This window comes from Vibrio rotiferianus CAIM 577 = LMG 21460, from assembly GCF_002741985.1.
Taxonomy (GTDB): Bacteria; Pseudomonadota; Gammaproteobacteria; order Enterobacterales; family Vibrionaceae; genus Vibrio; species Vibrio rotiferianus.
The window spans coordinates 210,609-236,581 of record NZ_APHW01000103.1 but is presented as its reverse complement, the minus strand read 5'-3'; the positions used below and the strand labels follow the sequence as shown (position 1 = coordinate 236,581).

Here is a 25,973-nt window from a genome sequence, read left to right as displayed (position 1 = left end):
TGACTACCATAACTGATTGAATTGACGGCTTTCTTCATTAAACTCATCAAGTTTAATTTATTAAAACGATAATTATTATTTGTCTATTGAGGGTCACACATGCGTCAATTACTCAGCGCGCTTTCCATCAAACAACAAGTACTCACACCTGTTGTTTTCACAATCATATTGCTCGTTATTGGTCTAACAACCGGGATCAGTAAGCTTGAAGACGCTTTTGATAAAGTCACATCATCAACCAATAACTTAATCGTTCATAAAGAAGAACTTAGTTCTATTGTGGATAATACTTATGCTATGCGTATTAAGGCGATCTACAGTTTATTCAGAGCGGATGATCTAAAAACATTGAATCAAGATCTCGCCCAACGTCAGAATCAGAACGAACTATTTTTGAACTCGATCAGCCAACTAAGCGGCATCGAAGATGACGTTAAAGCCATGAAAAAAGCGATGAATCATTACGTTGACTTTACCCGCAACACCATGACTCCTCTGCTACAAACAAAGCACAATGCTAGCTACGCACCACCTAATTTTGATCAGGAATATCATACCGCAATGGCAGCCTATCGTGTTGCTGGCGATGCGATGATTGGTGCGATCGATAACTTGTCCCAAAAGCTCAATCTAATCGTTTCTCAAGAAGTTGAGCTTAACGGTCAAATGCACTCATCTACGCTAAATTTGAGCATCGTGGCGCTCGCGATCATTCTGATTGCTGCATCTGTAATCAGTTGGTTACTTGCAAACGCCATTGTTTCACCTATCCGTCGTCTTCAGCAAACCATGAAGGAGGTTGCAAAAGGCAATTTACAGGTAGAAGCAGAAGAGGTAGGCAAAAATGAAGTGTCACAACTGGCACATGACGTAAACCAAACTATCCAACAACTTCGTGGCACAGTTGGTTCACTAGTTAGAATCAGTGAGGATGTCGCATCAGCATCTACCGAACTTGCAACCGTAATGACGCAAAGCAGTGCTAACTCAGATCAAGAGAAACTAGAAGTCGAGCAAGTCGCTTCAGCAGTCAATCAGTTAGAATCAACTGCAGCAGAGGTGTCATCGAACGCTCAGCAAGCTGACAATGCTGCTGTCGAAGCAAGTGATATCACAGCTAAAAGCTTATCTATGTTTGCAGAGAGTACTCAAGCTAGTGAAAAAATGGCGCAACAACTTAACGATGCAGCCACCGTTGTGACCTCACTCAAAGACCAATCAGAACAAATTGGCAAAGTAATTGAAGTCATTGAAAGTATCTCTGAACAAACCAACCTACTAGCGTTAAACGCAGCAATTGAAGCCGCTCGTGCGGGTGAGAGCGGTCGTGGATTTGCGGTTGTTGCCGACGAAGTTCGAATGCTTGCGGCAAGAACGCAAGAGTCGACCAAAGAGATTCAAGTAATAATTGAGGAGCTGCAGCAACAGTCGGGACAAGCGAACGAGAGCATGAACTCAAGCCTTGAGCTACTGAACGATAATCAAGTGCTAGCAAGTTCAGTAAATCAGTCGCTAAACGACATTCAGCATGCTATTGAAAACCTGAACGGAATTAATACGCAAGTAGCTACGGCATCTGAAGAGCAAAAACAAGTCACGTCTGATATCAACAACAACTTAAGCACCATCTACGAGCTGGTTAGCCAAAACGTAACTGGCATCACTCAATCTGCCGCTGCAGCGCAGGAGTTGTCAGGCTTGGCTGAAAATCAAAAGCACCAACTTAAGCAGTTCCAAGTTTAAACATTCTGCTCAACACAATACATTCAAAAAAAGAAAAGCTCCGCATCTGCGGAGCTTTTTGATAACAGGGCTAGGCAATCAACCACGTGATTATTATTCGTCAGTCACCAACAGAACTGAGAAAGTGTTAGTTGGCTCTGCTGGATCCCAGTTGTAAACCTCACCATTGAATGAATCAAACACCATAACATTTGAACCATCTCCGTTTGGTGTATTACTCCAGATATAAGCAGCGTAATCCCCCACCTCTACCGTGTAGCCACTCGCAAATGCGGTGCCATTCATAGCGGGGCTATGACAAGCACGCTCTGTCAGTGCAACCAACTCTTTAATGTTTGGTAAGCGCCAGTTTTGCTTACCCGCAAAGCCATGCAACACGTGGTTACCCGATTCATTACGAATTTGGTCAGCTGTCATTAGTGCAAGTTGCCAAGTCATTTTGGTCGCATCACCATCACAAGCTTCGTTTGCTGCATTCCATGTGGTACCTACAGGACAGCGCATCCAAGTAAGCCCTGTCTTAAGGTCAGTCACAGTTCCGTTATCAGAGTATGTATAACGTGAGTTTGGTGCTGTTTTTCCAAAATCAGTTGAACACTCTTGTGCAGCCATCGCCACTTGAGAAGCCAAAACAAGAGATAGCGCGGTCATTAATTTCTTCATCTTATTGGCCCTTTACTGCTACTAGACGGATTGGGAATTGGAAAGAAGTGCCTGTGTCACGCTCAACCTTGTCAGAGTAAATTTCAACAAAGCTAACGTAGCCACGATCAGCACCTTTGGTTGCAACAACAGGGAATTGCAGAGCGCCTTCGTAGTTGTAAACGGAATAGTTGTTAAAAGTGAAATCATCTAACCAAATCGCGCCAGTTTCAATGTCTGGACTACCTTTACCTTGATGGGGGAAGTAAGCTACGCTCAGACCGTAGACGTTGTCATCAGCGTCTTTCTCTGTCTCACCAAGATCCAGAACATCGTAGAACTCTTGGTAAGTCGGTAGACGCCAATCCGTAATACCACATAGAGATTGCTTGTTGATATGTTCAACATATTGGCTTGTTGAACAGATATCATCAGCTGCATCCACACAACCAACTACATCCAGATCTTCGTAGTATGGTTTGAATGTTGCGGATTCAAACACAAATGTACGATCTTTAAATTGAACTGAACTCGAGTCTGCACTCTTATTTTCCCAAATAAGGCCAGTACGCTCATCCATAGTACAAGCCCACTCTGTAGCATCCTCCGCCAACACTGAGCCTTGTGTATTAAGCTTAACGAACTTAAAGCCAGCGCCTGTAGACGTTTGTTTGTCCTCTTTGTCGAAACCGTATTCCGCATCTTGACCTGGGTAAGACGTTTGCACTTCTGCTACATCTGTATCGCCATCTGCAAAGTGAAGCACTACACCAGTATCGTTGCTGCCGACAGTTTGTTCAGCAACCACTGCAATCTCTTCAGCAAATGCACTCACTTCCGCTTCAGACAGAAGATCAGAGGCCAACGATTTACCTTGGAAGCTAAGGCTTTGAGCAAGCAACGCTACGCCTTTGGTCATTTGTTGTGGTTGCATCACAGCTAATAGCGCAACCGTGTTTTGCTCTAGCTTGTCTAGCTCGCTGGCTTGTACGTTAGACATCACCGTACCAGACAGAGAAACGCCGGCATCGGTGAGTTGCGCTTTCACGATCTCTTCAGCTTGAGCAACGGTTTTACCGTCAACCACAAGACCTGCGAGCAACGTTGTTACACCATTGACAGTGTTGCCCGTTGCTAAGTTTTGACCCGGAGCAGCAATTCGTAATGTTTGGTTTGAACCTTGTTCAACTTGAGCAAGAATAGTGCTGGTTAATACATTTTTATCGCTTGATGTTAGGCTAAATTTGCCGGCGTTATCCGTCTTAGCACTTGGCTCATTCGTATCACAAACGTAGTTTTGGTTTAAATCGATACATACTGGCGTATCAAGAAGTGTACCTGCGGAAACGACGGTGCCAGCCACATCATATGTCGGTGCCGATGTGTCGCCACCAGAACCACCGCCACAGCCAGCAAGGGCTAGTGACATAGCAACGAAAGAATATTGAAACTTCATAGATTTTATCTTCTTTTGATTTTGATTAACGAGAGCGAATCACTCTCACCATTGAAAGCAGAAGCAGCCCTAGCAAGACTAAAGGTGAACCACTACCACCCGAACCACCACTACTGCTTCCTTTAGTGGTATCAGCACTACACTGATACTGAGCGAAGTGACTCACACCCCACTCCTTCAATACACCGGAGTTCCCTGACACGCGGTCAGACACTTCAAGACGCCAAGTACCCCAACTCGGTTGACCGACAAGAGCTTGTAACTCCTCATCATACTGAGCTGTAAAGTAACCTTTAAATCCATTGGTATTGCTTGATTGATGGTTGAGTAGCACCACTGATTTACCTTGCGGAGAGATAAGCGCTACTTGCAAATCCTGCAATGAGTCATGTTCGATGTTCAGGTAAACCGCAAACGAATCATCAATCGTATGTGACTTGTCTGATAGCGTTTGAGCAAACAGTCTGTCACCTTGCTCCGGTAGCGCGGTATTCACTGATTGAGGTTTAATGTCTAGCTTTGGCGTACCGTTAACTAACTTCACATTTTCTTCCCACTGGCGCGCTTTCAAACCTTCACTAAATTGGTAATCCAATGAAATAGAAGAGTCGAACTGCGTGCCACACGTCAGACCGCTTGGTAACGCCACCTTCATTGAGGTCGAGTCAGAAAGCGTTTCATCAAAATCGAAAACGGATACGTTATTTAGCTGCCATTGCCCTTTGATGCTTGCTTCGCGGCCAGTTTGGCTCAGGTTAACTCCCACATTTTGGTCTTGTGCGATGTATCGAGCGTCATAGCGAACACGAAATGGTGCCTTGAGCAAGTTGTGTTTGTTGAAGCTGTTCATCAGGAACTCGGCATAGTCTTTCTCAGGGAATAAGGTGCTTGCAGCAAACACTGTCGATTCCGCAAGGTCATGCATTTTCACGCCGCGACCAATACCGTACATACCTTCTAGTACGATGGCATCAAACTCGCGGAAGACCTTATCTGTACCATCACCGTATCGTTCAACCGATGCTTTAAGCGCTTGGAAAAGCGGCGTTGACCACAACTCATCACCATTCTCTCCCCCAACGCTAATATGAGCTGGGTATTCTGCGCTCTCAAAGTAGCGCGCTCTTTGGTTCCAAAGACTACGAGTCGTTTTGCGTGTCCCGAACACGCCGTCCCAGTTGAACACCGTATCTAGCTCGAACTCTTGACCACGACGCGATGCATCCGAATATTGAATACGGTAGCTTGCGCTGCCCGCCCAGTAATCCGCAAAACCTTCTGCGATAGCACCAGTATGACCATATGCCCAGTCCGGTACGATTTGATAATGAATGCCATGCCCAAGCTCATGTATCACAACATCAGCATCAATTGCATCCGGAGAAACACCACCTACCCCTAGCATGAGTGCTTTCGGACCGTAATAGTAAGTAGAGTTATCTTTTGATAAACCACGAGCATCAAAACGAAGCGGTTCGTCAAACAAGTCGTAAGTTAGGCTTGTCAGATATTGGAGCGCGCTATCGAGGTGATAAAAAGCCATCAACTGTGGGAACGCATTGTCACCAAACTTAGTGCTTTGCATCTCATCAACACTGTCAAAGGCTTGAACTCCTTCTGTTCTGAGAAAATCCAACGTATCAAGTACAGGCGCTTCGCCAGGTGCTGGAGCTGAAAATAAGCCCGTTGCATCCACTTGCTTTAATCTTGGGTTAGACAGATAGAACTTTCCGCCAGACTGTAGAACCTCAATCGACTTTGTCACGTATTCGATCGGCTGAGGGTAGTCTGACAGTGCTGACCACGTCGATTCTGGCCCAGCTTGTTGCTGCATGGTACGCAGATCTGGGTTGAATAAAGAGACCTCAACATCAACCAGACTTCCGGAGCTCAAAGCTGGCGGCTCTTGCGCTTGCAGTTGGCGAGGCGATTCCAATTCCATTGCAACTGTTGGCGCGCCGTTACGGATGACAGTATCTTCAAAGCTCTTAAACACTCTCACAACGTGATGATTTTTGTCTGTTGTTACCACGGCAGTTCGCTGAGGTTGGTATTCACCACTTATCCAAACATCAAAGTTATAATGCTCACCAAGCTGAGAATGTGTTTTATAGCGAAACTTAAACTCACCCGCTTGTGCGTAATGATTATCTAGATAAATTTTCGCCTGTGCTTCATTACTCACCACAGAGTCCACTGAGGGGTAATCCCACTCAGCAGCCTGCACCACTGGGGCACAGGCAAAAAGCAGCGAAAGCGCTAATGGTTTTAACTTCATAATTTCGTCCTAGAATTCGTATTTCGCATTCAACGTGAAGTAGCGCCCTGGCTCGGTTGAGTAATGCTTACTTTCTTCAGCAATACCTGCCACGTCTTGGTAACGGATGTACTCTTTATTGAACAGGTTGACGATGTTCGCGCTTACACGAAGGTCTTTGGAAACGTGGTAAGTGGCACCAATATCAAACGTATTCCACGCACTTGTCTGGGCACACTCTGTACCAAGACCTAATATGGTCTGACATTCAGGAACGCGATCCATTGCCGCAGCCCAGTTCCAAGTCACGTAAGTACTAAAGTCTTGGTTGGCGTATTTTAGTTGAGCGTTACCTTCGAATGGCGTGATACTGCGGACGTATTCACCTTCCGCATCTTTACCATCTACGTAGCCAAGCTTGGTGCTGATGTCCCATTGCTTAGTGAGAGCATAACCAGCGGAGAGCTCTGCGCCATATGTCTCTACGCCATCAAGATTTTGGTACTGCTTGATGTAATTCCCGGTGCTTGAATCAAAGCCTGTGGTTACAACATCGATGAAGTTTTCAAACTTGTTGTAAAACACAGAGGCATAGACATACGCACGACCGTTATCGAACTTATTACCAATTTCAAATGAGTCCGACGTTTCCGCTTCTAGGTCTAAGTTCGGTGCAATAACAAAAGGCGTTAACGGTACGAAATCATGGTTCACGAAACCGTACGCTTTGTCGTATTCTGGTGCGCGGTAACCGTGGTTGTAAGAAACGTAAGCGATGTTGTTTGCGAACACTTCACGAGAAACCGACAAGCTTGGTGACAATTCTGAACTATTAAGGTCTTTTAGAGGAAAGCCGCCGACTTGCCCTTCACCGTCCGGTGTTAGACGGTGCGCATCAAAGCGCAGACCGCCCGTGATGGTCCATTTATCCAGTTCCACCATGTCTCGAACGTACAAACCTATGTTATAAGCTCGAGCTGGAGCGAAAGGTTGCTTGGTCGAAGGCGTCACCCCATTCCAATCAATCTTGGAATCGCTATCCGTTCGCTCATAGTAGTCGGTAGAAAGCTCGACGCCATATGCCAATTGATGCTCCGCACTGGCTGCGTAAATTGTATTGGTGAAATCGCCACGGAAACCAATTGTTTCGTCAATAAAGACTTTGTGTTCCAGTTCGCGACGTTTGGTGATCAAACCATTATGATCGACTTGGCGCATCAAGCGGTTGGTGTCTTCTACTACTTCAGTGTGACGCCAATATACTTTGATATCCAACTCTTCAAACCAAGTTGGGTTAATCGGTGTTACTTCTGCACCAATGTAAGCACTGTACTCTTCTGTGGTTTCATCCTCAGCAAAATCTTCGATATGCCATATACCATCTGGTTGGATAGAAGGAGAACCTTCCAAACGCTCTTGGTTCTGTGTATAAAGTTCTGCTTTTGCTTTCAGCATGAGCTCTTCACTGAAAAAGTGATTGAGAGTGTAGGAGGCGCTGTAACCATCAAGGTCACGGTCATATAAGTCTTCGTCAAAGTTGCGCGTTTCTTGGCCTTGCCAGTAAGAAGCGTTGAACAAACTCTCAGTATCACCCGAACGAAACGCTAAGTTGCTCGTACCCTTGTATTTATTACTGATATTAGTGTATGTACCAGAGACATCAGTATAAAAATCTTTGTCTTTTAAGAAGTCACCCGGCTGGCTTGATTCCAAAATCACTACCCCACCGATAGCACCAGAGCCGTGAACAGAAGAGCTTGCACCTTTGATGATCTGTAGTGATTCAAAATTAGATAAATCGAAGGTATCTCGCCCAACAGCATCATTAATGTCATTCGCGCCAAAGCCATCTGCAGAACGAATACCGTCACGAACGATAACTATTCGATTGCCAGTCATACCGCGGATAGTAATGTTTTGAGGGCGACCAGCACCACCAGTTACGCTTACACCAGGCTCATTACGCAGCACATCGTAGAGCTCTGTTTCACCACGCTCTTCGACTTGCTCGTTCGTAATTACCGCTACACTACCTGCTACTTTTGACAATGGCTGATCGATTTTATTGGCAGTTACGACCACCTCTTCCATTGAGAAAATCTTAGATTCGGCGTGTACTTGACTGGCAGCAAGTACCGAAAGTACTGCCGCTGACACTGGGGTAAGCTTCATTTACTGCTCCGCTTTAGATGTTTTAATGAGTGATAATAGAAATGCATATTCCTTTGCTTGTTGCTCTCTTGCCTGCCTTGGGTCCATGCGGTGGCCAGAGTTAAAGTCCGTTTGCAACAAATAAGGACCTGTCGATTGACTGGTCGACGAAACTTGAGCAAGGTACTTTGCACCTTCCCAATAAGGTACGCGTTGATCGTTCAATCCGACTTGAACCAACATGGGTGGGTAATCGCCTTTGTGGATATTGAGAATAGGATCATAAGCTTGCATAGCTTTGAGTTGTTCTGGGAGAGTCGGATTCCCCCATTCCCCGTATTGCTGCGCAGTTAGCGGTAGTGACGTATCTGACATACTGGCAACGACATCCACAAACGGAACCTTCATCACCACGCCAGCAAACAAGTCTGGGTCTTGATTGATCGAGCCAGCAACCAAAGTACCACCAGCGCTAGAGCCAATCGCGTAGACACCGCGTTCACCACCATCAAAGTGTTTGAGTGCTTGTGCCGCAGCCGTGAAATCACTGATGGAGTTAGCTTTAAAAACACCTCGACCTTGATCGTGCCAGTCAGCACCAAAGAAACCGCCACCACGAACATGCGCTATCGCGTAAATAACACCATGGTCAAGTAAGCTCACGGTTTGAGGCATGAAGTAAGGCTTCATGGTAAAGCCATAAGCACCATAGCCGTACAGAACGACAGGAGCGTTATCACTCAGTTTGTCTTTACGGTACGCAAGAGACACTGGTACTTGAACACCATGGCTTTCAACCATAATGCGCTTAGAAACATAATCTTGGCTGGAAAAACCTTGGTAAACGTCTTGAGATAAGCTGGTCTTCGTTAGTGTTTTTACATCAAACTCTTCCCACAATGGCGGTGTCGTCATCGACATACTGCGAATACGGATTTTGTTAGAGCGGTAGTCTCCAAGTGTACTTAACCAAGCAACGCGACCTTCAGACTCTAGAGGGATCGCTTTCTTCGCCTTCCCATCATAAGAATACACTGAGATTGTCGAGCTGTTGCCTTGCTTGCTTAATGCCACAAGTCCCGCGTCATACAAGTAAAATTGCTCAACTCCGTCTTCTGATTCTAAGAAAGGCTTCCAATCAGACTCCGCAGTGTTCGCATCTTGCTCAGACATCTCGGTTCCAAACAGGTTAAACCGGCCATTATGATTACTGTTGATGAAGACTTTGCCTTGAGCAACATCCGCATAATACTCCACACCGGATTCTGGTTTACGTAACGAAGCCGTTAGCTCTCCACAATCAAGGTTCAGGATCTTTTGCTCGGTGGTCGATTCATTGTTGCTTTGCACAAGAGCGAAACGAGCATCGGCTGCTGGATAGAAAGACATCAGCCAATCAGTCTTTTCCTCTTGCCAAATTATTTTCTGCTCATTGGTCTGAGTGTTGATTCGCACGACTTGGTAAGGACGTTGTGTTTTTGCTTCCTTTGATACAACGAAAGCAAACTTGCCATTTGGTGAGAGCAGAACCCCATTATCTACGTTGTTGATCAGATCAAGCGCTTTGCCATGCTTAAGGTCTACCAACACTGCACGGTATTGCTCGCTGCCATCAATGTCTTCAGTAAACAGTAACGAATTAGCTTGAACATGCCATTGACCAATTTGGAAATACTGATGCTCTGCTTGGCGCAAGGAGAAATCATAAACCACATTCTCTTGCGTATTTTTATCTGCTCGTGACAGCAAAGCGAAGTTGCCCTGTCGACGTGCTAGGTTCCATTCTTGTCCATTTTTAATCGCCCAAGGCTTATCACCTTTCTCACCCGACATGGTTTCCCATTGAACAAGTAAGCTTTCAGTGATGGTTGCATAACTCTGCTGAAACTCTTCTGTCTTTTGGTTTTGTTGTTTGAGGTAAGAAAGGACTCGCTCATCTTGTCTGGAATCGTCTCTCAGCCAATCAAAGTTATCCGCGGCCACACTGGGCAAAGAGGTCACCAAGAGCCCCAAAAAACATGACAGAATTTCATATAAATGACACAACTATTTATAGGATTAATATTATGCCGCGTATTCTGCCCTTAAATAAAAATGAGATCAATTATCATTTGCATGTTTTTTTGATATTTTTATCGGTTTTTATTATGCCAAACGTTTACATCATGGATGAATGCACTGTGAGGGAAGTCTATTGTTAGATAAGTCATCTATTGTTATGCAATGAAGAACTTAGAAATGAAAACGCCACCCGACAAGGTGACGAAAGTAGCTTTTCTTCTTAAGTAGGTGACTCAAGAAAGATAGGTAAACTAAAAAAAGTGACTCGTCACAACCCAAAGTAGAGCAAGAAACCCAACAAAATAAAGCGAGGACACCACAACCGACTTAATCAATTCGCCCATTTGAGATTCTTCAGTGAGCATGGGAACCTCCTCGAACCAGCACCAAGGTGCAACTAACTAATGCCATACACAGAAATGACAACATTTCGGTCAAAACACTGCACCTCTGCCACCCCAATGCGTGACACTGTTTGTCTGTTAGACTCATATCAACTTGTTCTAATCATTGCTTTTCTTGTGACCATCGTTCATCTTGCTGCATCTTGATTCTCCTCTTCACACCAACCATGCTAAGCAAGAATTCCGTTTAGAAAAATCAAAGACTCTTGAACACACGTTCATTGTTAGTAAACAAAAAGAGGCAGATACAAAAAATCCGAGCTTGAAAACTCGGATTTTCCTAACATTTCAATTAAGCAATACGGTGAAGATTAATCCTCAGCACTTGGCTCCGCTGGCTTTTTCTTAGGGATAAATACGTTATCACCCACCGCCACGTTTTGGTAGAAACCTTTATCTCGCTTAGCTGGCTTCTTCGCCGTTTTCTTCGCTTGAGGACGCGCTTTCTTTGGTGCCGCTTTCTTGTTACGGAAATCTGGCTTACGAGGTTTCAGGCCTTTGAATTTACCTTTTAAATCCTCAAATACAGAGAAACTCAAATCTTGTTGTAAGTAAGTTTCTACACGCTTGAAGCTATCCCAGTCTTTAGGGCCAACCAATGAAATAGCATCACCTTTGTTACCCGCACGACCTGTACGACCAACACGGTGAACGTACTCTTCGGTATGCTTAGGCATATCAAAGTTGATTACGTGTGTCACTGTTGCGATATCTAGGCCACGAGAAGCGACGTCTGTCGTTACCAGAATCTTAAATACTGCACGCTCAAACTGACTCATGATGGTGTTGCGCTGAGTCTGGTTTAAATTGCCGCTTAGCGCGATCGCTTTAAGTTTCTTTTCATTCAGTTTTTCAGTTAGGCGCTCAGTGTCATCACGCGTTGCTGTAAAGATGATTACCTGACGGTATTCTGCTTCTTCAAGCACACGCTCTAGAATCGCTTCTTTGTGATCCAAGTGATCGCACAAGTAGAACTTCTGAGTGATGTCCTTGTGCTCTTCGTTTGATACACCAACGGCAATGCGTTTTGGTGCATTCAACATCTCAGAAGCAATACCGTTCACTTCTGCGTGATCAAGAGTTGCAGAGAACATCAATGTCTGACGACGACGGTGCTTAGCTGCGTTGTGGATACGACGCAATTCTGGCGCAAAACCAAGATCTAGCATTCGGTCAGCTTCATCAAGAATGAGGGTTTCTAAACCATCTAAATAAAGTGAACGGTGCTCCAAGTGGTCAGCTAAACGTCCTGGCGTTGCTACGATGAATTTTGGGTAACGACGCAGCGCTTTAACTTGATCGTTAAAGTTTTCACCGCCAAGAATCAAAGCTGCATCATACGTCAAGCCGGCCAACATTGAACGCAGTTCACCATATACCTGCTTTGCTAGCTCACGCGTTGGTGCGAGGATTACTGCTCGCGGGTCTTTCGCTGAAAACGACTTCGTCTTTAATGACTTATGAAGCATCGGCAATACAAACGCCAAAGTCTTACCCGAACCCGTTTTCGAAGATGCCAATAGATCCTTGCCTGCAATCGCCACAGGGATCGCCTGCTTTTGAATGTCAGTCGCTTTTTTGAAATCGTAGTGTTTTAGGTTCTTCAACAATCGGTTGTCTAGGCCTAGATCTTTAAATTGCAAAGTATTCTCCAATAAATAGTCATTGTCTGAGCGCTTTCTTCGTGTCATTTCCGCTCTAACGCAGCAAAAAATAAAAGCCCTCTATAATACCGCAAATCATAGGAGTATAGATAGAGATCACACAATATAAATTTACTACTGGGATAAAGTTTTCATGTATTACCTTTCTTTTATGTAAATATCGTCTAAATTATTGATATCAGGAACGTAGCAAAAAAGGACTGTTGAGAAGGGAGATTATTGGCCATCAATTTACATTTTTAATAAGTGTAATCACATGGTCAGCGAAAAAACCGAGGAATATATGAAATCCTTGGATTTTTTTGACTTTTGCTACATCATGTACTGATAAAATGTTCATACATTTTAATTCGCGACTATATGACAAAGAATGTATAGAGCGTAACTTCAACTATAAGCAAGGAGTTCTTAACATGAACAAAACGTTGATCGCAGCTGCTGCAACTTCAGTACTTCTACTAGCAGGTTGTGCTTCATCTGATGATGCAGCAACAGCTAACGCAGCAAAACTAGACGAACTAAGCAACCAAGTTAGCCAGCTAAGCCAAGACGTTCAAGCGCTTCAATCTAACGTTCAAAAATCTGGTGAAGCAGCTATGGCAGCACAAGAAGAAGCTGCACGTGCTAACGAGCGTATCGACAACATCGCTCAGTCTTACACTAAGTAAGATGTGATTCCGCGCTTTAACGTTTGTTAAGGCGCGGTTATTTCTACAGGTACACCATTCTGCGCAGCAATCGCTGCTTTTGCTTTCGCGTTCGTCATCCCGTATTCATCCAACCACCAATCCAACGCTTGTGGAATTTGTAGGTGATCTTTTTCGCCATTACTGCGAGTTAATGGTTCATGTGCCTCAACAAATACACTGCGGTCTGGTTCAAGTGCTACTTTTACCGGTTGGTTGATGATCTTCACTTTTTCACCACGGCGCACCTTGTCGAACAACCATTCGATGTCATTAGGGTCCATTCGAATGCAACCCGCACTAACGCGCATACCAATACCAAAATCTTTGTTAGTACCGTGGATCAAGTACTCTCCATGACCATACGCCAAGCGCAATGCAAACATACCTAACGGGTTATCCGGTCCAGCAGGTACAACGGCTGGGAGGTCAATGCCCTTCGCTTTATATTCTGCGCGGATGGAAGAAGGTGGTGTCCAAGTAGGGTTGGGACGCTTCTGACTGATACTCGTTGTCATTTCGGGCGTGTCACGACCTATTCGACCAATACCAACCGGAAAAACATGAACCACACTTTCCTTTGGCGGGAAATAGTAGAGGCGCAGTTCAGCAAGGTTAATAACAATGCCATCGTGAGGGACGTCAGGCAGAATGAGCTGAGTAGGTATTGTAAGTACGTGCCCTTCTCTTGGTAAAAAAGGGTCTACGCCTTTGTTGGCTGCCATTAACGCCAGCATACCAACATCATATTGCTTAGCAATGTTCGCCATGGTTTCGCCCTGTTCGACCACATGGTTCTCCATGCGACCAATCACTCTCGCCCCGTCTTCCGGCAATTCGTACATCTTTGCGAATGATAAGCCACTCACCAAAGACAACGATACAGACAATAGGGTTCGTTTAGCGACACACATCAAACGCTTCTTACTAGGCATCTCTCTCTATTCCTTGGCGTTTTTAAAGAGCCGTAAGGTTATCTCTCTTTCTACCTTGTGATCAACCATCGGCTTGTGATAATCCAGTAAATTAAAACTGCTCCATAGCCAAGGGTTATGAATAAACTTATTTGGCACTTCTTTAATTTCCGGCACCCAATGGCGAACAAATGTGCCATCAGAGTCAAACTTTTCGCCCTGACTGATTGGATTAAAAATACGGAAGTAAGGTTGCCCATCGCACCCCGTAGATGCCGACCATTGCCAACCTCCATTGTTGGCAGCAAAGTCTCCATCCACCAGCTTACTCATAAAGTACGCCTCCCCCCCAACGCCAATCGATATGAAGATCTTTAGTTAAGAAGCTTGCCACTATCATGCGTAGACGGTTGTGCATCCAGCCCGTCTCATTAAGTTGTCGCATGGCAGCGTCAACGATAGGATAGCCAGTCGTTCCCTTTTTCCAACGCTCGAACGCCGTTTCATCATAAGACCATTTAATCTTATCTTCCCAGGGAATAAAGCCTTTTCCTTTTACTAGCTTTGGTTCAAACACCAATAAGTGCTGGTAGAACTCTCGCCAGATGATTTCGCTCAACCATGTTGCTTTACCTTCAGTAAGCTCAGAATGAGGACTCTCAGCATAAAGCCTAGCGATACATTGTCTTGGCGATAACGCACCAATCGCAAGATAGGGAGATAGTTGGCTGGTTCCATCAACAGCAGGACGATCTCTTTCTGCTTTATAGGCATCACTGCGCACTCGAGCAAATTCTCTTAATCGGTTGAGGATCTCTCCGGTCGAAGCGTGCCATTGCTCACTTGAGTCACGTGAATAAGAAAAAGCCACATCAGCATGATAGCGATCAGTTTCAACTGGCTTAAGTGCATCATCAGATAGCTTTAATTGCGGTTCTGGTTTCCACACCATCGGCATTTGGAACTTCGCCAGCCAAGCACGTTTAAAAGGAGTGAAGACTTTAAAGTAGTCACCCTGCTTGTTTAACACCGTGGTTGGCGCATGAATACATTTGTCGTGGAAAGCTTCGAACGTGACGTCGCTTTTAGCAAGAACCTCTGAAACCTCTCGGTCTAGCGCTTGTTCATTGACCTCGTAATGGATGTTCGCCATGACGCTTTCTGCGTTCAATGATATTGCCCAACCCTTGATGACCTCAGTCACGTCAGAAAATTTGGGTACTTCTTTATACAGAAGTGGGATATTAAGCTCTGTTAGCTCTTCTTCAAGATGCATCAAACGTCTTGCAATAAGATCCGCCTGCATGGGTGCCATGTGGTGTTCTTGCCATTGCTCTGGCGTTGCAACAAAACCGGCAACAACAGGCTGCCCAGAATCAAGAGCAGCCTTAAGCGCTGTGTGGTCTAACGTTCTTAGGTCACGTCGAAACCAAACCAGGATCATGTCGTCTCCTTACTAGGGTATTTTTAGGCAGCAAAGTGCAGCTTTTCTATCACTTCCGAGAACTGCACTTTTTCTGGAAGCTGTGTTTGCAGCATGGTTAACGCTTCCACCTGCTTAATAGGCAATGCTTTGTTAGAAAAGAAGTGAATGAACTTGTAACGAGACAGCACGTCGTGATCAACCAAACCAGACACGTCTTCCACTTTATCGATCAAAGTAATGTGATAGCCCTGCTCGCACAGTATTGCGGCTTGTACCCAACTTTCTGATTCCCGTGCTTGTTCAAAGCTTATCAATAGACATTTTCCTTTTGATGCAGCTTTATTCTCTGAATCAACCACTAGCGCGAGACGAGTAATCAAACAGGTTTGGAACAAACCAAGTTGTAGTGAACGCAGCGAGACCTTCACTAAATCTAATGCTTCAAATACTGGATTTATCAGCTGTTCAATCACAATATTAAGTGGGTACTCTTTTAATACGTTAGATAAGAGCGTTTCTGTTTTGCCACGATTAAGCTCCGACAAAGCTTTCAGCATCACTTCAACTTCTTCTAGGCGTTGGTTCTCTGTTGTCACATCAACGTCTGATTCTTGTCCCAGTAGCCCTTTCACCTTACCGATAGCAACGCCTTTCGCTAGCCACCCCTGAATCTCTCGGATTACGTCCAGATCCTGTTGGCGGTATAAACGATGCCCTTTTTCCGTTCTTTGCGGTTGAATCAAGTTATAGCGTCTTTGCCAAGCGCGCAGAGTAACGGGCTTTACACCCGTTAACTCAGATACATCTCGAATCGCGTATAGTTTTTCTTCCTGGCTACAATCCATAACGAAGTCTCATCTCCTGTGGGTATGGTTCTAGGTATTTCTGTTTTTGTAAGTACGCATCTGGGTATGCGTTGAGATAGTGCTTAATTAACGTTAACGGGGCAAGTAATGGTAACAAACCAGTGCGGTAATCACTGATCACTGTCGCTAGTTCTGCTTTTTCATCACTGTTCAGTGAACGCTTAAAGTAACCTTGTAAATGCATCAACACGTTGGTGTTGTTTTTACGGCTCGCGCGGTTTTGTAGTGCTTTCATCAAACCTAGGCGATATTCGTTATAGAACTCTTCAATTTCATAGTTCGCCACATCGGCCACTAAGCGCCCAAGAGAACGGTACGATTCGGGGTGATGCGACATCAGCGTCAGCTTGTAGCGCGAGTGAAACTCGATAATTTTGCCGCGGGTTGGCTCTCCATCCATCGACTCATAAAAATCATTCAAACAGTAAACGCGAGTGATGAAGTTTTCTTTCAGTACCGGATCATTCAAGCGTCCATCTTCTTCAACTGGTAGCCATGGCATTTTTTCCATTAAAGTTCGGGTGTACAAACCGATACCCTCTTTGGCAGCATTATTCTTGCTGTAAACCTTTACTCGTTCCATGCCACACGTTGGCGATTTCGCACACACGATATACCCACACAACTGCTCCCCTTCCAACTCACTCACTTTGTTTTTCGAATAAGTGAGCATATTATCAGTGTGATCGTTGTCTGGATTTTTAGTCTCAACTAAGGCGATTCGTTCTTCGTTACTCACTAAACGAATAGTAGGGCGAGGTACCGACATCCCGACTCCTACTTCTGGGCAGACTGGTACAAAATTGAAATAACCATCTAATTCCTTCGTTACGAAGTTGCTAATTTTATGTCCTGAATCGAAACGTACTCGTTGTCCAAGTACACAAGAACTGATACCGACTTTGATTGAAGATTCCATAACGAAGCATCCTATACAAAATGTTTTGTTGTATAACTTATAGCAAGTCAATTTACATTGTACAAGAAAATAAATTGTACAATTTAATCGTTTTACTCACTCTCCTCGAATATCGATCAGAAACTTTGAAGAAAAATTTTTGTGCTTAAAGCCGAGATTTTGTGCGCGCAATCGACAAACTGCTCAAAAGCAAATCGATTGCCTTTTTGGTTTCAACAGATTTAGTTATCAACAGAATAATTGAACACTAAAACCCATGATTTTGTGACTTATCTCTCAAGGGTGTATTGCGTGTCCCGATATTATTACCCCAACGAAAACGAACAAGTTCAACAGAATTGGTAATAGCCTTCTATAATAAAGGCGATTTATCAGAACAAGACTTTGGAGAGCACTTATGGCAACCCCACACATTAACGCACAACCAGGTGATTTCGCTGAAACAGTTCTAATGCCAGGCGACCCGTTGCGCGCTAAATACATCGCAGAAACTTTCCTGGAAGATGTAAAACAAGTTTGTGACGTTCGCAACATGTTCGGCTTTACTGGCACATACAAAGGCAAGAAAGTGTCTGTTATGGGTCACGGTATGGGTATCCCATCTTGCTGCATCTACGTACACGAGCTAATCGCTGAGTACGGCGTGAAAAACGTTATCCGCGTAGGCAGCTGTGGTGCAGTACGTGACGATGTTAAACTAATGGACGTTGTTATCGGTATGGGTGCTTCTACAGACTCAAAAGTTAACCGTATCCGTTTCAACAACCACGATTTCGCAGCAATCGCTGATTACGGCCTTCTAGAAGAAGCTGTTAACCAAGCGCGTGCTCAAGAAGTACCAGTTAAAGTAGGTAACGTATTCTCTGCAGACCTATTCTACACACCAGAAGCTGACATCTTCGAGAAGATGGAAAAACTTGGCATCCTAGGTGTAGATATGGAAGCAGCAGGTATCTACGGCGTAGCTGCAGACCTAGGTGCGAAAGCTCTAACTATCCTAACAGTTTCTGACCACATCATCCGTGGTGAAAAACTAAGCTCTGAAGAGCGTCAAAAGTCGTTCAACGACATGATGAAAGTTGCTCTAGAAACAGCAATCAACATCTAAGAAATACTTAAGTAGTAATTTGCAGCCGGGGCCTGACCGGCTGCCTGAATTATCCCGAGGGGGCGATTGTGTCTAACGGCGAACTGCCAAAAGACGCAGATGGGTTACAACTCAACTTTTGTAAAACATTGGCGTGTGACAACTTTGGATTGAGTGATGCAAAACGTTATGTGTTGCAACATGCTAACCCTAAACGTCCGGCGATGGTCTGCCGTGAATGTGGAGCTTTCCCCCCCCTTACTTAACAATCGCGATGTAGTGAATGAACTTCATCGTCTTCGTCACGTACACAGTGATGGCTTGCCTGCATGTCGCAACGATGAATGTGACAACTTCGGACTTTCAGTCCACACCCACAAACACCTTTACCATGCTTTTGGCTACAGCGGCGATCGTCAGCGTTACCGTTGTAAAGAATGCCAAAGCACCTTTGTAGATAAATGGTCTGGTGCTAACAAGAAGCTACAGTTTCAAGAAAACCTGATGGGTTTGTTGTTTACAGGTTATTCCGTACGTGAAATCTGCCGTAAGCTCAGTATCAACCCAAAAACGTTCTACGATCATGTTGATCATATTGCTAGTCGTTGTCGCCGTAAGCTTGCGACTATTGACGCTCGCTGGGTCAATCATGCTGACCACTATGAACTTGCCTCTAACTTTGTCTCTCTTCAGCCACAAAGCAACAATGGCGTTTATTGGATCGTTTCAGGGGAAGCGCACTCGGGGTACATCCTGTGTCAACACGTAAACTATTCCTCGAATGAAGAGCCTGTTGGCTCTATTGATCATAACCCTTACGAAGACATTTCACGTTTTGTGTCTCAAGATTACACAGCAGAGGCCAGCGAAGCACTACCAGAGCCTTCAACAAAGCTACGTGAACGTATCGACCAAAAATACCAAACCATTTTGGCGAGAGGCAATGTGGAAGATCCTCTTGGTAATTTCTCAGTATTCCATTACCCATCCAAAGGGGCATTGATCAGGCCTCCTTATACGTCTTACGCACATTATCTCCACGTTTTGGATATGTGTAGCTCAGAAAAACGCGTGTCTATCTACATGCCACAGGACCCACTGCTCCGCTCTGCAGCGTTGAGCGTTTGTCTATCACGTATTCAACAAAAAAATGTTGATCTTTTATACGTAGAAGAAGATCCAGAATGGGACATGTCGGCACCATTTGGCAAAGTAGATATTGCATATATGAGCTGGTGGCGGGATCGTTGGGCTATTTCATCTCAAAACAGCGCACACAAATGCATTTGCTATTTAGCAGGGGACAGAAATACCCCTGAATCGTGGTTCAACATTGCAACGACGAAGCATATTCAGTTTTATCAAAACCGTTTTCAATTGTTATTTGAGAGCTTCATCAACGAGCCACGTCGCAAATTGAGACCTGGGGGGGGCTTTTGCCTCTTTTAGATATTTTCAGAGCTTGGCATAATTTGTGCTATCAGGATAAACAAGGACTGACAGCGGCGCAGCGATTAGAAGTAACGGATGCGCCACTCACTATCAAACAGCTGTTGTCCTAATTATTTGACATATTACTCAGTTATGAGTGGTAATGTCCCAACGTTTAGGTATACATTACAGTATTCGATACCTTTTCTGTTTACATAATGCACACTCATATATGTAGACATCATTAGGCACGTTGTCTGTTCGATAGTCATGGATGTGGACTTTGGATAAAAACCAGTTTCAGTTAGAAGCTGAACTCAATGAGCTAAGAAGGCATATCAAGCCTAGCCCAGCAGCAACATTGCGGCTTGCAGAGCAATGTAGAGTGCGTGCGGAACAAATCCTGTTTCCAGAAGGCGAAATCCAGTCCCTTCTAATCATGTCTCACTGTTGCTGGTGCGTGATGGAGTATCGAAAAGGTCTAAAGCTCATCAAGCAAGCCTACAATATACAAAACCAACTCGATACCGACGACTTCCTACCTGAAATCCTCCATGTCTTTGCTCTACAGTACTGGGGCCAAGCAAAGTATTACTCAGCACAGCAATACTGGATCAACGCGTTAGAGCAATCAGCCTTGGTTGACGACACCGCAATTCAAATTGAAGCCCTCGTTGGTCTCGGAAATGTATGGCGAATTACCAATGATCACGCCCTTGCCGCCTCCACGCATGAACTTGCCGTCAAAGTGGCAAATAGTGTGCGCAATGCCCCTCTAGAAGGAAAAGCCCGTATTCTGTTGGCTTGGGATTACTACCTTCTTAACCAATTTGTTGAGATGCTCACCGTTTTAGACGGGGCCTCTGAAGTCCTTAAAGATCACGACGACAAAACATGGCAGGCAGAGATATGGGATTTTAAAGGGCTAGCACTGTTAGGCCTAGAGAGACTCGATGCCGCAGAAGAAGCAACTCAACGCGCTCATACTCTCGCAATGGAACATGATCTTGTCTGGATGAAAGCGCATTCTTGTATAAGCCAAGCGCGATTGCAGTTGCTACGCAAGAATACATGTACTGCTAGCGAATTGCTTAAAGCTGCTGAGCAGTCAGCGCTCGCTTTTGATAACGGTGAGTTACTGAGCCAGATTTGTTTCCAGCAGTCTCGTGTAGCAGAGGAACAAGGTGACCACCAAGCGGCATTTCTTGCATTCAAAAAATATCGCAAGTACGCCTTAAAAATGCTCAAAGAACAAACTCACCGCCTCAGCATGGACAAAGCGCGCAGCTCAAAACGACAGCTGGAGCAACGGGCTCGCAAATTGATCAATCGAATTCAAGCTCAGTATGAATACAATCCTGAAAAGCAGTTTTCGAACGTGGTATCAGAGACTTACTGGTGGGAGAAGCTCGTTCTATTTAAGACCGAGTTAGCACGTTCCAACCACGCCGTCATTATGATTGAACATGATGACCCCGCATACCTTGATATTTGCACCGAACTCGTTCATTCACTTACCACGACGAACGACCTGATTTCTCGATTGAGCACCAATCGCTTAGCAATGTTAGTCGCGGATAAAGGTGATGCCGCCGAGCAAATATTCCATGTCATCCAATCAATGATAAAAATTTACCCTTGGGCAAGAAAAGGCCTAGCTGTAAAGCAACCAATTATGTATCTACAGGATATTCTTACTTTCCCGTTCACATTAGAACAACTTGAAGAAAATCGTGCAGAGGCATCATAGATGGAACAACTATTAAATAAAGTCACCGATGCTGGACTAGACCCAACTTCTGTCAATGGTGAAGAAGCTTTAATTCTCTGGTCTCACGTTCGTCAACACGTTGCATCAACAAATAGAGAAAAAGCTCACTGCTATATTATCAGTGCTGAATACCGAGCCGAAATAAAGCAAGTAACAGAGAGCATTCAGGAATTAAAACTTGCTTTAGACTTGTTGAGTCTGCCTGAAGATGCCGAAGACATCCTAACGATAAAATCCAGTTTGAGTAACAGAATGGTAGAAATCGGAGAGTATGCTCAAGCGCTCAATGAGTACACCACCACCACTACGATTGCGGTGGACTATGGATTTATTGATGAATACGTGAAAGCAGTCATCGGAATGGGCAACTTATGCGATGCGTATGGCGATCACAACCGAGCATTGCGATACTACCAAAAGATCGATGCCATCGATCATGCTATTAGCAGTCGTTCATTGAGACTGAGATACAAACTTTATATGCTCGCATGTTACATCAAGCTACGTAGGAGTAACGCAGCAGCCGAACTTTTGGTTGAGTGTGAAGAGCTGAGTATTCTTGTTAGTGATAAAAACCTAACAGGACAAATTCGCTTGTATCAGGCCAAAATACACCGCTTGAACCAAGAATATGATAAAGCACTGCTCGCTCTCGCTAAAATCCAATACACAGTGGGCAACCTTCACACCCCATGGCTGTCTACAATGGTGAAAATGGAGGTCGCAAGTTGTTTGAGCTATTTTGGTCACAAACAACTTGCAAACATGTTGCTTTCATCGCTCGCTAAGCGTATTCCCACTCAATCGTCACCTATTTTGGCGAAGTATTTTTATAACGCTATGAGCAATGTGTGTGCATCTCAATCTTATTTCAAAGATGCCCTCACATATGAAAAAAAAGCATTCCAAATCGAATCCGATTTGGTCAAACATATTCCTATAAGTGAACTAGGCTCCGCACAACTAAGAAGGCTCTCACGTTTTGAGCTACAGCTTAAACTCATTTTATCTGAAATCGAGAACAAAGAGCTAAAAGAGACAACACAGCAACATAAAAATACCGTGGCTCAGCTTCAACAAGATGTGTTTACCGACCCACTCACATCACTGCATAACCGTCGTTGGTTGGAGGTGAAGCTGAAGGATTTGTTGCTCCACGACACCCCTTTTGCACTTTTGGTGGTTGATATCGACCATTTTAAGTCGATCAATGACGAGCTAAGCCACTTAGTAGGCGACAAAGCGATTCAAAATGTATCAAAAGAACTAGCAAATTATTTCAAATTCCGGGGAGCCTCTTGTGTCCGATTCGGTGGTGAAGAGTTCTTGGTCATTCTTGAAAACCACGAACTCGAAATGGCCGAGATGCACGCCGAAAACTATCGAGAGCGTATTTATCAGTTTGGCTGGCACGAGATCTTGGGGGAACGGGGCTTAACTGTTTCTATTGGCATAACCACTCACCACGAAGGAGAAAACACTCAACGTACCTTCTACCGAGCGGATAAAGCACTCTACCGCGCCAAAGCGAATGGCCGAAACCAAGTGTGCACTGAGCTATAAGCCAAGTCCTAAGCGATAAAAATCTCTGAACAACAAAAACGCCCCAACCGTAACTGGGGCGTTTTTGCATCTTTCTTCAACTTACTAGAGAAAAGCTTAAAGGAAGAACAGCGAAATACCACCGAGCGCGACTAATGTCCCTATCACGCTCTTCGCTCCTACCTTTTCGCCTTTCATGGCGTAAATCACCAAGATAAACACCGGGCTAGTGGCAATTAAGGTTTGTGCGATCGCTGGGTTCGCGTATTTCAAAGCGATTTGTTGTAGCCAAAGCGCAAGGAAGGTACCGACAAAAATCGCCAATAGCAGCCATCCCATGGCCTTCTTACCCATCTCTTGAATGTGTTGCTTGATGCCTTTAAACGGTGCAGGCTCAACAGCTTTAATTACCAAGCAAACCGCAACCACACCAATGCTGAGTCTGATTAATGCACCCAACAAAGGTGGAAGATCCCCTGCCACCAATGCATAGTGAGAAATCACCACGCCCGAGGCTTGGCATACACTCGCCAACAGTCCAAACCCAATGCCACTCCAATTTGTTTCTTCGCCTGAAGAAGAAGGTTGAAAGACAACAAAAGTCACTGCTGCGGTTGTCACCACTACGCCAAGCCAACTTTGTAATGTCAGCTCCGCCCCCAGAAACACCAAAGCAAGCACACCCGATAACGGTGGAGCAAGAGATTCCAGCAATAAGGTTTTATTCGGACCAATGCGCTTCAACGCGGCGAAGTAAGCACTATCACCAATGGCAATACCAATCACACCGGAAACCGCTAATACAGCGAGATGTATTGGTTCAATTTGTGTTGGTATACCTTGCGGCAAAAACGGCATAACCACCAGCATCATCGCCGACGCAATAATGCCTTTGACTATATTCAACTGCATCGCGGAAAAACTATGGCTGAATTGACTGTATATCCATGTCACACATGCCCAAACGATTGCGGCGCTTATCGCGGCAATCTCACCTGAATATTGCACTGCTTACTCCTTCGTATTGCATGCCGTATCTCTCAATAACAGCGCATCGAGTTATAAATAACTTGATTCACTTATTGTTTCATCAAATACTTAAACAGTTAATTTACGTAAGTTTTTCTATTTAGCAACAAGCACAGGGAAGTAAGATGTTTCTAGACTATTTTGCACTTGGGTTACTCATTTTCGTTGCTTTGGTTATCTTCTACGGAATCATTGTGATTCATGATATTCCTTATGAAATAGCAAAAGAGCGCGAGCATCCCCACCAAGACGCTATTCATTACGCTGGCTGGGTAAGCCTTTTCACACTTCACGCCCTTTGGCCTTTCCTTTGGATTTGGGCGACATTATGGCGCAAAGAACGAGGCTGGGGCTTCAAACAACTCGAACAAGAAACGCATGATATCCATCATCGCCTCGAAGAGTTAATAGATGAAGTCAACGAATTGAAAAAAGAAGTCTCTACGCTGAAAGGTGAAAAGCCAGCATCAAGCACTCCAGCACAAAAAGAACAAGGTAAGGAGGAACAATAATGGATTTACTACTGGTTCTGACTTACGCCGCGTTATGTATTGCGATTTTCAAAATCTTCAATATCCCATTGAACAAATGGACAGTTCCAACTGCTGTTCTTGGGGGTGTAGTGTTGGTCGGTACACTTATCTTACTGATGAACTACAACCATCCGTTCACGCAAATTGGTAACCAAGTCTTCTCAACTACACCTGTCGTTTCTGGCGTTCGTGGTCGAGTGATTGAAGTGCCTGTTCAACCAAACCAACCATTGCAGAAAGGTGATGTACTTTTCCGTATCGATCCGATTCCATTCCAAGCGGAAGTAGACAAACTACGAGCGAAAGTAAAAGAAGCGAGCCAAGGCGCACTTGGTCTTGAGTCTAGCGTTCAAGAAGCTCAAGCTGCCGTGCTCAAAGCACTTGCGGAACGTGATAAAGCGCAGCGCGAATTTGATCGTTACCAACGTGGTTTCGATCGTGGTGCATTCACTGAGCAACAATTGGATACTCGTCGCCAAGCATTCAAAGCAGCCCAAGCCGCTTTAGATGTTGCGCAATCAAAGCAAGAACAAGCGCAAATCGCACTCGACTCTGAAGTTGGCGGAGAAAACACGCAAGTCGCGTCACTATTGGCCGAGTTAAGAAAAGCTGAGTTCAATTTAGAGCAAACCGTCGTAACTGCACCAACGGATGGCTATGTAACGCAATTGGCACTGCGTCCAGGTGTGATGGCTGTACCTTTACCGCTTGCACCAGTAATGACCTTCGTTCATACAGAAGAAAAGTTATATACAGCAGCATTTCGTCAAAACTCACTGCAACGTCTTGAGCCGGGATTTGAAGCCGAGTTTATGTTCCGAGCTCTACCGGGCAACGTATTTAAAGGCGAGGTCGTTGAAGTGCTACCAGCGATTGGTGAGAGCCAATTCCAAGCGCGAGGTTCACTGCTTGGTACAGAAGCTCTGCGCACCAGCGGTCGCGTGTTCGTGACTTTAAAAATCACGGATGACCTAGAAAAGTATCATCTGCCGATGGGTACAGCAGTTGAAGTCGCCGTTTACTCAGATAGCTTTACCCACGTATCTATCATGCGCAAAGTACTTATTCGTATGAAGAGCTGGCAAAACTACCTATACCTAGACCATTAATTTTTAGGTGAAAAAACCATCACACAGTGTAATCAGGGGCTGACAGTCAGCCCCTGACTTCATTCTAGCCATCCAGACAGATAGCATTCCCACTTTTATCAATATTCTGTATAATGCGCGCCTTATTTTTGATGCTTGCTGAAAAACTAAGCCAGTCAATGAGGTGCGTGAATTCAGTCACACATTTCTTGAAGAAAAATAGAGCAAACAATAAGCAGCTTGGTTGTTTCCAAACTTTGTTACACAATCAGCGCTGCAAAACAAAGCAAGTGAACGTTCTTT

At 44.7% G+C, this 25,973-nt stretch carries 17 protein-coding genes and 2 pseudogenes; 8 read left to right on the top strand and 11 right to left on the bottom strand.

The features are described 5' to 3' along the window. Nucleotides 1–99 precede the first annotated feature (99 nt). Nucleotides 100–1,743 (top strand): methyl-accepting chemotaxis protein, encoded by a 1,644-nt coding sequence (locus tag B853_RS19600; RefSeq protein ID WP_038887429.1) that lies wholly within the window; start codon nt 100–102, stop codon nt 1,741–1,743. Between the two features lie 93 nt (nt 1,744–1,836). On the opposite strand, the gene B853_RS19595 is transcribed toward B853_RS19600, so the two are convergent. The 6 genes from B853_RS19595 to B853_RS19565 all read right to left on the bottom strand — a co-directional run bounded on the left by B853_RS19595 (nt 1,837) and on the right by B853_RS19565 (nt 12,369). Next, a complete protein-coding gene (locus B853_RS19595; RefSeq protein ID WP_010451064.1) occupies nt 1,837–2,406 on the bottom strand; it encodes an Lcl C-terminal domain-containing protein in 570 nt (189 codons plus the stop codon). A gap of 1 nt (nt 2,407) precedes the next feature. Then, entirely contained in the window at nt 2,408–3,841 is a 1,434-nt protein-coding gene (locus B853_RS19590; protein WP_038887431.1) for an Lcl domain-containing protein, read from the bottom strand. A gap of 25 nt (nt 3,842–3,866) precedes the next feature. Continuing rightward, nucleotides 3,867–6,119 carry a proprotein convertase P-domain-containing protein gene (locus B853_RS19585; protein WP_038887432.1) on the bottom strand — a complete coding sequence of 751 codons (2,253 nt, stop codon included), beginning with the start codon at nt 6,117–6,119 and terminating at the stop codon, nt 3,867–3,869. Between the two features lie 9 nt (nt 6,120–6,128). Continuing rightward, the gene (locus tag B853_RS19580; protein ID WP_038887434.1) at nt 6,129–8,270 is read right to left on the bottom strand and encodes a TonB-dependent hemoglobin/transferrin/lactoferrin family receptor; all 2,142 of its coding nucleotides are present in this window, start codon (nt 8,268–8,270) and stop codon (nt 6,129–6,131) included. Further along, on the bottom strand, nt 8,271–10,241 hold the full coding sequence (locus B853_RS19575) for a prolyl oligopeptidase family serine peptidase (protein WP_128826981.1): 1,971 nt from the start codon (nt 10,239–10,241) through the stop codon (nt 8,271–8,273). Between the two features lie 784 nt (nt 10,242–11,025). After that, on the bottom strand, nt 11,026–12,369 hold the full coding sequence (locus B853_RS19565; RefSeq protein WP_010451048.1) for a DEAD/DEAH box helicase: 1,344 nt from the start codon (nt 12,367–12,369) through the stop codon (nt 11,026–11,028). A gap of 422 nt (nt 12,370–12,791) precedes the next feature. On the opposite strand from B853_RS19565, the gene B853_RS19560 reads away from it, so the two are divergent. Continuing rightward, a complete protein-coding gene (locus tag B853_RS19560; protein ID WP_010451046.1) occupies nt 12,792–13,046 on the top strand; it encodes an Lpp/OprI family alanine-zipper lipoprotein in 255 nt (84 codons plus the stop codon). 26 nt (nt 13,047–13,072) lie between these two features. On the opposite strand, the gene B853_RS19555 is transcribed toward B853_RS19560, so the two are convergent. The 4 genes and pseudogenes from B853_RS19555 to B853_RS19540 all read right to left on the bottom strand — a co-directional run bounded on the left by B853_RS19555 (nt 13,073) and on the right by B853_RS19540 (nt 17,189). Continuing rightward, nucleotides 13,073–13,999: a L,D-transpeptidase family protein gene (locus B853_RS19555; RefSeq protein ID WP_081641259.1), complete on the bottom strand. Its 927-nt coding sequence runs from the start codon at nt 13,997–13,999 to the stop codon at nt 13,073–13,075. Nucleotides 14,000–14,005: 6 nt separating this feature from the next. Beyond that, nucleotides 14,006–15,422: pseudogene (phrB, locus tag B853_RS19550) on the bottom strand (deoxyribodipyrimidine photo-lyase). A gap of 23 nt (nt 15,423–15,445) precedes the next feature. Next, the gene (locus B853_RS19545) at nt 15,446–16,249 is read right to left on the bottom strand and encodes a MerR family transcriptional regulator (protein WP_038887438.1); all 804 of its coding nucleotides are present in this window, start codon (nt 16,247–16,249) and stop codon (nt 15,446–15,448) included. Then, complete coding sequence (locus tag B853_RS19540) at nt 16,239–17,189, bottom strand: YbgA family protein (RefSeq protein ID WP_038887439.1); 951 nt, start codon at nt 17,187–17,189, stop codon at nt 16,239–16,241. Before B853_RS19540 ends, B853_RS19545 begins: the two co-directional genes overlap by 11 nt. Nucleotides 17,190–17,586: 397 nt before the next feature. Between B853_RS19540 and deoD the strand changes: the two genes are divergently transcribed. The 4 genes and pseudogenes from deoD to B853_RS19520 all read left to right on the top strand — a co-directional run bounded on the left by deoD (nt 17,587) and on the right by B853_RS19520 (nt 23,041). Next, a complete protein-coding gene (gene deoD, locus B853_RS19535; RefSeq protein WP_005375140.1) occupies nt 17,587–18,297 on the top strand; it encodes a purine-nucleoside phosphorylase in 711 nt (236 codons plus the stop codon). Nucleotides 18,298–18,365: 68 nt separating this feature from the next. Beyond that, nucleotides 18,366–19,838: pseudogene (locus B853_RS19530) on the top strand (transposase). A 152-nt stretch (nt 19,839–19,990) separates the two neighbouring features. Next, nucleotides 19,991–21,457 carry a tetratricopeptide repeat protein gene (locus B853_RS19525; RefSeq protein WP_038887462.1) on the top strand — a complete coding sequence of 489 codons (1,467 nt, stop codon included), beginning with the start codon at nt 19,991–19,993 and terminating at the stop codon, nt 21,455–21,457. Then, nucleotides 21,458–23,041 (top strand): diguanylate cyclase, encoded by a 1,584-nt coding sequence (locus B853_RS19520; RefSeq protein ID WP_038887443.1) that lies wholly within the window; start codon nt 21,458–21,460, stop codon nt 23,039–23,041. Between the two features lie 96 nt (nt 23,042–23,137). Here B853_RS19520 and B853_RS19515 read toward each other — a convergent pair whose 3' ends face one another. Beyond that, nucleotides 23,138–24,028 (bottom strand): DMT family transporter, encoded by an 891-nt coding sequence (locus tag B853_RS19515; RefSeq protein WP_038887444.1) that lies wholly within the window; start codon nt 24,026–24,028, stop codon nt 23,138–23,140. Nucleotides 24,029–24,174: 146 nt separating this feature from the next. Here B853_RS19515 and B853_RS19510 point away from each other — a divergent pair, with 146 nt between their 5' ends. Then, entirely contained in the window at nt 24,175–24,561 is a 387-nt protein-coding gene (locus tag B853_RS19510; RefSeq protein WP_005438987.1) for a DUF3302 domain-containing protein, read from the top strand. Next, on the top strand, nt 24,561–25,691 hold the full coding sequence (locus B853_RS19505) for an HlyD family secretion protein (RefSeq protein ID WP_010451023.1): 1,131 nt from the start codon (nt 24,561–24,563) through the stop codon (nt 25,689–25,691). The genes B853_RS19510 and B853_RS19505 overlap by 1 nt, the downstream gene beginning before the upstream one ends. The last annotated feature ends 282 nt before the right edge of the window (nt 25,692–25,973 follow it).